The organism is Tahibacter sp., assembly GCF_035481375.1.
GTDB lineage: Bacteria > Pseudomonadota > Gammaproteobacteria > Xanthomonadales > Rhodanobacteraceae > Tahibacter.
The window spans coordinates 1-8,002 of the sequence record NZ_DATIGT010000099.1 but is presented as its reverse complement, the minus strand read 5'-3'; the positions used below and the strand labels follow the sequence as shown (position 1 = coordinate 8,002).

The following is an 8,002-nucleotide window of genomic DNA, read 5'->3' as shown; positions in this document are numbered from 1 at the left end:
CTCGATCGCCGCGAGCGGCGACTCGATCGCGTCGAGCAGCCGCGAGCCGTCATCGGTCAGCGTGACGCCACGCGGCCCGCGCACGAACAGGGTCTGCTGCAGGCGCTGCTCGAGTGCGCGGATCTGGTGGCTCAGCGCGCTGACGGTGAGGTTCAGCTGCAGCGCCGCGCGCGACAGGTTGCGCTGCTGCGCGGCCAGCACGAACGCCTGCAGCGCTGCCAGCGGAGGTCGGGCCATGTTGAATTTCCTTCAAGTCTGGCTTGCAAAGATGTCGCTTTTTTCCCGGGTTTCGCGTCGCTACGCTGTCGCAACCTTCAAGCGGCGTCAACTCCGCCGCGCCCACCACGGAGCGACCCCATGGCCTCGATCTGGAAAGACCTGCTGTTCATGCACGGGCATTTCACGCGCCCGGAAGACGTGCTCGACGACGCATTCGCCCAAGCGGCACAGGGCGCGGCGCAGCGCGATGCGCGGCACGAAGCGTCGACGAATGCCGACGATCTGTCCTGCGGCGGTTGCGGCGTCGCCGCCTGAAGTCCGCCGCGGCGCATGGACGCGCCGCGTTTCAGAGGAACGGCTGGCCGAGCAGTGCGGCCGGCGTCAGGCACGCGGTCGCCGGATAGGGCGGTACGTCGATGCGTTCTCCGGCGGCGATGCGCTGCTGCAAAGCGAGCCACCAGCGCACGTCGAAGATCTCGCCGTGGCGGTCGAGCAGCGCCGCGCGCAAGTCGTCGGTCAGGCCGAGAAATCGCGGAAACTGCTGCGGAAACACGTCGTGCGGGCCGACGTACCACGCGTCGCTGCCACTGGCGCCGTCGCCTTCATCATCGGGCAGCGCGCGGAAGCGACATTCCTCGACGAGGCAAAGCTCGTCGTAGTCGTAGAAGATCGCGCGGCCGTTGCGCGTGATGCCGAAATTCTTCAGCAGCAGGTCGCCCGCGAATACGTTGCTGCGCGCGAGATCGCGAATCGCCTGGCCGTAGTCAAGGATCGCGCGCCGCGCGGCCTCCGCGTCGACTTCGCGCAGATACAGGTTCAACGGCCGCAGGCGGCGCTCGATATAGCAATGCGCGACGACGAGATCGGTGCCGTCCACGTAGGCGCTTTCGCGGCACTCGCCGAGGATTTCCTCCAGCAGCGCCGGCGCGAAGCGCCGCTGCGGAAACCGCAGGAAGCGGAACTCCTGCGCGTCGACGAGACGGCCGGCGCGGTCGCGATGGAACACGAGGCGGTACTTCGCCATGACCTCTTCGCGCACGCTTTCCTTCGGAAACGCGAAACGGTCGCGGATCAGCTTGAACACGAGCGGATACGACGGCAGCGTGAACACGAGCATGACCATGCCGCGCTCGCCCTCGGCGTGCACGAAGGTTTCGTCGGGATCGCGCTGCAGATGCCGGAAGAAGTGCCGATAGCGTTCGGTCTTGCCCTGCTTGGCGCGACCGAGCACGGTATAGAGCTCGTCGATGGGCTTGGACGGCAGCAGGGTACGCAGGAATACGACGGCATCGCCGACCGTCGCGAGATCCGCATGGAAATAGCTGCGCGTGTAACCGAACACCTGCGCGACATGCTCGCGTTCGGTCAGCACCGCGTCGGCACGGATGCCGCCGGGTTCATGCACGAGCGCGATCACGAGCGGCGCGATGCGGTCGACACCGAACACGCGGCCGACGAGATAGGCGCGACGCTCGCGATAGAACACGGTCTGCAGCAGTTCGATCGCGCGGACCGGATCGCTGCCCCAGCTTTCGAGCCGGCGCGACACCGCTTCGGCGATGCGGATCGCGCAGAGCCCCGCGTGCGCATAGGCCGCCGCGAACGGATAGTCGTCGAGTATCGCCTGGCAGACGCGCGGCAGGTTGCTCCAGACCGCGTAGCTGTGCCGCGCGACCGGATGCGTGATGCGGTCGGTCGGTTCGATGTCGAGCGCGACGAATTCGATGTCGGCGTCGACGCCGCGGGTTTTGAAAAAACGCCGCGTCTGCGTGTTGAACCAGGTCTTGTACATCTCCTGGTCCACGAGGTTCGCGACGATCGCGGCGTAGTGCGTGCGGATCCCGCCCCACAGCGAGCGATGGCGCAAGGTGTTGCCGAGATGGCCTTCGAGCAGTGCCGCCATGCGCGCGGCGCAGGCGTCATAGAGCTCGATGCGCTCGACTGCATCCCCGTCGGCACCGCCCCAGTCGCGCGTCTCGAAGCGCCGTTGCGCGCGCTGCGTGATCGCGCGGAACTGGGCGTGGTAATCGACGAAACCCGCATGGATCAGGGTGGCGGCTTCGGCGGCGAGGAGCGGTTCGCTCATGGGCGCAAAGTCTGATGAGAGTGGCATGAGTATCACCGTACGCGCGAAGCCGGCAAAGCCGAGTGGCACCGTACGGCACGGAACCACGCACGACTAGCGTTTTCTTGCAGGAACGCAGAGGCGATGGCGCTAGGATCGGCACGTGACTTCAGGGGAAGTGCATGTCGCGTTCACACGTAGCTGCTCATGTGCTCGTTGCCGCTACGGCCGCACTGAGTGCCGCCGCTGTGCACGCGCAGGTGGGGACGCCGCAATGGAGCGTCTCGTTCGAAGATATGGAGGGACAAAGTTCCTTCATTACCGACCTTCGCGCCGGCAACGACGGCGTCACTGTCGGGCTGTTGCGCAGCTCGGCCCGATTGACGGATGGCGGAGCCCGGCAATGGCATATCACGGCCGAACCGGTCTGCACGGTCGACCAGACCTTGCACCGGATCAGTGCGGTCGAATCCTTGCCCGATAACGAATCCTGGGTACTGCGCAGTTGTTACTCGTCCAACGGCGCCGATGCGCGACACGTGCTTACACGCATCGACGACGACGGCGCCAGCGCGATTCAGGCCGATCTCCATGCTTCCGGCGCACTCTGGCAATACACGCGGCTGTTTGCGCGTCCGGACGGCGTGCTCGCCCTCGTGCCGCATCCGAATGGCGTGCGCTGGCTACGCATGGATAGCAATGGCAACGTGATCGACGATGCATTCACCGAACTTGCGCGGACCCATCAACGCGTGACCTTCCCCTACGTGAGGATGTGGCCGAACGGCAGTGCGTCGATTGCGGTGTGGCAGGGCCCCAATGGCTGCAACGCCGACCCGCCGACTGTATGCCCACGACCGGCCACGACGTTGCTGCGCCTGAGCGCCGACGGCACGGAGCGGTGGCGAGTCGAAGCCGGCGAGTTTTACGGCTTCGTGGGATTCGACGACGACGGCAGTAGCCTGATCGCACGGTCGACGTACGGTACCGAGCTGCGCCTGCGACAGGTCAGTGCGACCGGAGTTGCGGGACCGACCTTCATCGCGGCAGATGGCGAACGCATGCATCTCACCGGTGAAGCGGGTCCCGTGCGCGGGCGCTATCTCGCCGTATCAGAAACCGAACAGTTGCTGATCGGTCGCGACGGCCGCGTGCTCGCGCGCCGGCCGGATGGGAGCACGGCCGGCGGAAAGGCCTATGCGTCGGGCACGCATGGCTTCATCACCGGCGCGTGGCTCAGCGACGGCGCGCTCGTGTCCGCGGACGATCTGTCGGTGCTTGCCTACTTCGATCTCGATGGCGTCGACAACACGAGCTGGGATATTTCCGGTGACCTGTACTGGCGTCTGCTCGACGATGGCACGGTCTACACGAATGTCCGGCGCACGAGCGATGTCACGCCACCACCGCAGCGCGCCCGCACTTCGCGCTTCGCGGTGCCCGGAACGCCGGCAGCGGATCTCGTGTTCGTCGACCGTTTCGACTAGGCGACGATGGAAAATGGGAACTTGTGCGCATCGGAGTGAACCGGTGCAGGAGACGCCCCTCCAGAATCGCAGCCTCCTACCCGCCGATGACGCAATCGACCTCATGACCATCGACCGCGCCGAAGACGTTTCGACCATCCGCCGCGGCGACCTGTTCTGGCTGACGCCCGACGATTCGCGCGGCCCTGCACCGGACTACGCGCATCCGCACGTCGTCGTGCAGGACGACGTTTTCAACCGCTCGCGCATCACGACCGTCGTCGTCTGCGCGCTCACGACGAACCTCGGCCGCGCGAGCGAACCGGGCAACGTGCTGCTGGATATCGGAGAAGGCGACCTGCCGCGACAGAGCGTGGTCGTCGTGTCGCAGATCGAGTCGGTCGACCGGTCGCGCCTGCGCGAGCGCATCGGCGCGCTGTCGCAAAAGCGCGTGGAGCAGATACTCGCGGGATTGCGCTTTCAGCAGCGGGCGTTCTTTCGGGAATAGCGAGGCGGAAATGCCGCCTCGCGCGAACACGCAGATAACGAAGCTTACAGCGCCTTGATCAACTCATCCGCGAACTCGGAGCACTTGATCTCCTTCGCACCGTCCATGAGGCGGGCGAAGTCGTAGGTCACGGTCTTGTTGCCGATGGCCTTGTCCATCGCGGCGATGATGGCGTCGGCGGCTTCGGTCCAGCCCATGTAGCGCAGCATCATTTCGCCGGACAGGATGACCGAGCCCGGGTTGACCTTGTCGAGGCCGGCGTACTTCGGCGCGGTGCCATGGGTGGCTTCGAACACGGCATGGCCGGTCATGTAGTTGATGTTGCCGCCCGGCGCGATGCCGATGCCGCCGACCTGCGCAGCGAGTGCGTCGGACAGGTAGTCGCCGTTGAGGTTCAGCGTCGCGATCACGTCGAATTCGTCGGGGCGCGTCAGCACCTGCTGCAGCGTGATGTCGGCGATCGCGTCCTTGATGAGGATCTTGCCCTTGGCGAGTTCGGCCTTCTGTTCGGCGTTGGCGTCGGCTTCACCCTTCGCCGCCTTGGTGCGTTCCCACTGTTCCCAGGTATAGACCTGGTCGCCGAATTCGCGCTCGGCCAGGGCGTAGCCCCAGTTGCGGAACGCGCCTTCGGTGAACTTCATGATGTTGCCCTTGTGCACGAGCGTCACCGAACGGCGCTTGTTGGCGATCGCATATTCGATCGCGGCGCGGATCAGGCGCTCGGAGCCGTCCTGCGACACCGGCTTGATGCCGATGCCCGAGGTTTCCGGGAAGCGGATCTTGCCGAATTCCTTGGGGAAGTTTTCCTTGAGCAGCGCGAGGAACTTCGCGTTCGCGTCGCTGCCCTGTTCGAATTCGATGCCGGCGTAGATGTCCTCGCAGTTCTCGCGGAAGATCACCATGTCCACTTTGTCCGGCGTCTTGACCGGCGAGGGCACGCCCTTGAACCAGCGCACCGGGCGCAGGCAGACGTAGAGATCGAGCATCTGGCGCAGCGCGACGTTGAGCGAGCGGATGCCGCCGCCGACCGGCGTCGTCAGCGGACCCTTGATCGAGACGAGGTAGTCACGGCAGGCCTGGACCGTGGAATCCGGCAGCCAGCTGCCGAACTGATTGTTGGATTTTTCGCCCGCGAAGATTTCGAGCCAGTGGATCTGGCGCTCGCCGCCGTAGGCCTTCTTCACTGCCGCATCGAACACGCGCACCGAGGCGCGCCAGATGTCGGCGCCGGTGCCGTCGCCTTCGATGAACGGGATGATCGGGTTGTTGGGAACCTTGAGAATGCCGTTGTCGATCGTGATCTTGGCGCCGCCGGCGGGGGCGGTGATGGTGGGCTCGGCCATGAAAATCTCCGGTGGGAAGGAAGGCAGGCGGCTGCCGGGAGGTTTAGCCGGCTATTGTCGCGGTTGGGCCGGGGCGCGTCCATGTCGACCATGGCCGTGCGCGCCGTGACGCGATTCCTGCGCGTTCGCCGCCGCGGCGGCCGACGCGCAATTTCTTGAACCCCGCTGCGCATCGCCGCGCCTAGACTCCGGCGCCACACGCAGTCCGGCCGCGGCGAGGCATCGCGCCGGCCCGTGGCAGCCGCGGCCGGCACGGCGCGCAAGCCGCGACCGGGCTGCGTTCTTTCGCCACCGTCCGGGGAGGACTCATGAAATCGATCGCGCTCGCTGCCGCGTTGTGCCTCACGACCGTCGCTCATGCCGAAGCACCGGCGCCCGCGAAGAAGCCGCTGGCCTGCACGGCGCCCGAGTTCCATCAGTTCGATTTCTGGGTCGGCGACTGGGACGTGACGAATCCGCAGGGCAAGCCGGCCGGGCGCAATCGCATCGAGGCCGTGCTCGACGGCTGCGCGATCAGCGAGAACTGGAGCGGCGCGAGCGGCACGACGGGCAAGAGTTACAGCGCCTGGGATGCGGCCAACAAGCGCTGGACCCAGCACTGGGTCGACACGGACGGACTCGTGCTGTTCCTCAGCGGCGCTTTCGCCGACGGCGCAATGCGCATGAGCGGCGAACTCGTCGATCCGGCCAGCGGCAAGCGCTCGCCGCAGCGCGTCAGCTGGACATCGAACGCCGACGGCACGGTGCGCCAGCTCTGGGAGAGTTCGGACGACGGCGGCAGGAGCTGGACCGCGGTGTTCGACGGTCTCTACCGGCGCGCGAAATAGAGCATGTAGGTGGGGTTGAGCCGCAGGCGAAGCCCCACTCACGCGTCGCTTTTCCAGCTTTCCGGCGTCAGCGGCGCGAGCCCGTAGGCCGCTCGCGCGCGATCGCATTGCGGGCTCGGCGCACCGAATTCCCAGGCTGCGACGAGATCGCGGCACGGCGACGGCCGGCGTTCGTAGTGGCGGCAGCTCACGCGCCCGCCGACCGTGCCGTCGAGGTTGATGCAGTGCGGCGCGCGGCTGTCGGTGCCGCGCATGCTCACGCGGTGCGCGTCGAGCGGCTCGGTCAGTTCGACCGGCATGCCGGCCGGATCGAAGTCGGTCGTCTCCGACCAGTGGAAGGCGACGCGGAAGCGGGCGCAGCAGGCGCCACAGTGCTGGCACGGATGAGACATGAGCGATGCGATGCGAGGACGCGCGCAGTCTACTGCGGCGCGCCCGTTGCCGCGTCGCGCGGTCGCGGCTACCGTGCCGCCGTCGACCCGACACGGAGACCTCATGGCCGAGTTGCAGCTGCGCCGCGGCATCAAGTTCGCCGCCGGCGTGTTCCTTATTTCCGCCGGCATGCAGGCGATGGCGCACTATCAGTTCTACGTCGCGGACACGTTCATGGACGAGCGCCGCCGCGCCGTGATCGAGGCGATGCGCAGCTACGTCCTCGTGCCGCGCTTCGGCACGTCGCTGTGGACCCTGCACTGCATGTTCAGCGCGAGCTTCGCGGTGCTCCTGATCCTCGCGGGCACGGCCTACTGGTGGATGGCCAAGGACATGCCGGCGCCGAAGCTGCGGCCGCTCGCGACGGCCAGCGCCTGGCTCTGCTTCGCCGCCACACTGCTGATCGCGCTGGCCTATCCGGTGCTGCACACGGTGATCATCCTGCTGCTCGCCGCGCTCGGTTTCAGCTACGCATCCTGGGGCGGCCGCGGCATGGCGCGCGGTACGCGCTAGCCGCGATCGGTACGCAGCGCCCGCGCTTCGCGCGGATCGCCGGCCGCCTTCGTCGCGACGACGAGACTGAGTCCGGCGATGCCCGCGATCACGACGACCGCGCCGGCCGCCGCGATGCCGGTCGGCCACGCTTCGTGCAGAAAAGCCACGCCGAGCGCTGTCGCGAACAGGATTTCCGCGGCCTGCATCGCCTCGACCGCGCCGAGCGCGGTCGCGTCGTTGCGCACGAGGCCGGTTGCGTGGAAGAACAGGATCGTCGCGATCGTGCCGGCGAACAGCGCGACGCCGCCGGCGAGCATCACCTGCGACGCGGCCGGCCAGCCGGAATTCCAGCCGGCGTATGCGGCCACGATCAGCCAGAACGGCTGGCTCGCGAGCGTCATGCCGAACACGCGCTGCGTCGCGTTGAGGCTTTCGCCGCTGCGCTCCAGGTGCAGCAGGATCTGCCGGTTGCCGAGCGGGTACAGCACGGCCGCGACACAGACGCTCGCGAGCGCGGCCCAGGCATTCGCATCGAGATGACCGTCGAAATGGCCGTATTGCAGCATCAGCACGCCGGCGACGATCACGAGGCCGAGGCCCAGCGCGCGCCGCGGCAGTCGCGCGCGCGAATCGCGATAGATCAGCGG

10 protein-coding genes are annotated in these 8,002 nt (G+C 67.0%); 5 read left to right on the top strand and 5 right to left on the bottom strand.

Features of this window, described 5'->3' with window-relative positions; all coding sequences use genetic code 11:
* Positions 1-237, bottom strand: a 237-nt coding sequence (locus tag VLF18_RS05950) for a LysR family transcriptional regulator (protein WP_325278699.1), incomplete at its 3' end; no start/stop codon positions are given.
* A 120-nt stretch (positions 238-357) separates the two neighbouring features.
* Here VLF18_RS05950 and VLF18_RS05945 point away from each other — a divergent pair.
* Entirely contained in the window at positions 358-534 is a 177-nt protein-coding gene (locus VLF18_RS05945) for a hypothetical protein (RefSeq protein ID WP_325278698.1), read from the top strand.
* A gap of 31 nt (positions 535-565) precedes the next feature.
* On the opposite strand, the gene aceK is transcribed toward VLF18_RS05945, so the two are convergent.
* A complete protein-coding gene (aceK, locus tag VLF18_RS05940; RefSeq protein ID WP_325278697.1) occupies positions 566-2,305 on the bottom strand; it encodes a bifunctional isocitrate dehydrogenase kinase/phosphatase in 1,740 nt (579 codons plus the stop codon).
* Between the two features lie 161 nt (positions 2,306-2,466).
* Between aceK and VLF18_RS05935 the strand changes: the two genes are divergently transcribed.
* Complete coding sequence (locus VLF18_RS05935) at positions 2,467-3,771, top strand: hypothetical protein (RefSeq protein ID WP_325278696.1); 1,305 nt, start codon at positions 2,467-2,469, stop codon at positions 3,769-3,771.
* A 103-nt stretch (positions 3,772-3,874) separates the two neighbouring features.
* Complete coding sequence (locus VLF18_RS05930; RefSeq protein ID WP_325278695.1) at positions 3,875-4,258, top strand: type II toxin-antitoxin system PemK/MazF family toxin; 384 nt, start codon at positions 3,875-3,877, stop codon at positions 4,256-4,258.
* Positions 4,259-4,302: 44 nt separating this feature from the next.
* Here the strand turns inward: VLF18_RS05930 and icd are convergent, their stop codons facing one another.
* On the bottom strand, positions 4,303-5,601 hold the full coding sequence (gene icd / locus VLF18_RS05925; protein ID WP_325278694.1) for an NADP-dependent isocitrate dehydrogenase: 1,299 nt from the start codon (positions 5,599-5,601) through the stop codon (positions 4,303-4,305).
* Between the two features lie 308 nt (positions 5,602-5,909).
* Between icd and VLF18_RS05920 the strand changes: the two genes are divergently transcribed.
* Positions 5,910-6,428 (top strand): hypothetical protein, encoded by a 519-nt coding sequence (locus VLF18_RS05920; RefSeq protein ID WP_325278693.1) that lies wholly within the window; start codon positions 5,910-5,912, stop codon positions 6,426-6,428.
* Positions 6,429-6,466: 38 nt separating this feature from the next.
* Here the strand turns inward: VLF18_RS05920 and VLF18_RS05915 are convergent, their stop codons facing one another.
* Positions 6,467-6,820 (bottom strand): YkgJ family cysteine cluster protein, encoded by a 354-nt coding sequence (locus VLF18_RS05915; RefSeq protein ID WP_325278692.1) that lies wholly within the window; start codon positions 6,818-6,820, stop codon positions 6,467-6,469.
* A gap of 103 nt (positions 6,821-6,923) precedes the next feature.
* On the opposite strand from VLF18_RS05915, the gene VLF18_RS05910 reads away from it, so the two are divergent.
* Entirely contained in the window at positions 6,924-7,373 is a 450-nt protein-coding gene (locus VLF18_RS05910) for an LIC_13387 family protein (RefSeq protein ID WP_325278691.1), read from the top strand.
* Here the strand turns inward: VLF18_RS05910 and VLF18_RS05905 are convergent.
* The coding region (locus VLF18_RS05905; protein ID WP_325278690.1) for a multidrug resistance efflux transporter family protein at positions 7,370-8,002 on the bottom strand (633 nt) is incomplete at its 5' end. The two genes, VLF18_RS05910 and VLF18_RS05905, sit on opposite strands and share 4 nt — an antisense overlap.

What these genes read in the sequence shown, in the direction of transcription:
- VLF18_RS05935 (WP_325278696.1), top strand. Translation starts at nt 2,467, where the DNA reads ATGTCGCGTTCACACGTAGCTGCTCATGTGCTCGTTGCCGCTACGGCC.
- VLF18_RS05915 (WP_325278692.1), bottom strand. Translation starts at nt 6,820, where the DNA reads ATGTCTCATCCGTGCCAGCACTGTGGCGCCTGCTGCGCCCGCTTCCGC.
- VLF18_RS05945 (WP_325278698.1), top strand. Translation starts at nt 358, where the DNA reads ATGGCCTCGATCTGGAAAGACCTGCTGTTCATGCACGGGCATTTCACG.
- icd (WP_325278694.1), bottom strand. Translation starts at nt 5,601, where the DNA reads ATGGCCGAGCCCACCATCACCGCCCCCGCCGGCGGCGCCAAGATCACG.
- VLF18_RS05910 (WP_325278691.1), top strand. Translation starts at nt 6,924, where the DNA reads ATGGCCGAGTTGCAGCTGCGCCGCGGCATCAAGTTCGCCGCCGGCGTG.
- aceK (WP_325278697.1), bottom strand. Translation starts at nt 2,305, where the DNA reads ATGAGCGAACCGCTCCTCGCCGCCGAAGCCGCCACCCTGATCCATGCG.
- VLF18_RS05930 (WP_325278695.1), top strand. Translation starts at nt 3,875, where the DNA reads ATGACCATCGACCGCGCCGAAGACGTTTCGACCATCCGCCGCGGCGAC.
- VLF18_RS05920 (WP_325278693.1), top strand. Translation starts at nt 5,910, where the DNA reads ATGAAATCGATCGCGCTCGCTGCCGCGTTGTGCCTCACGACCGTCGCT.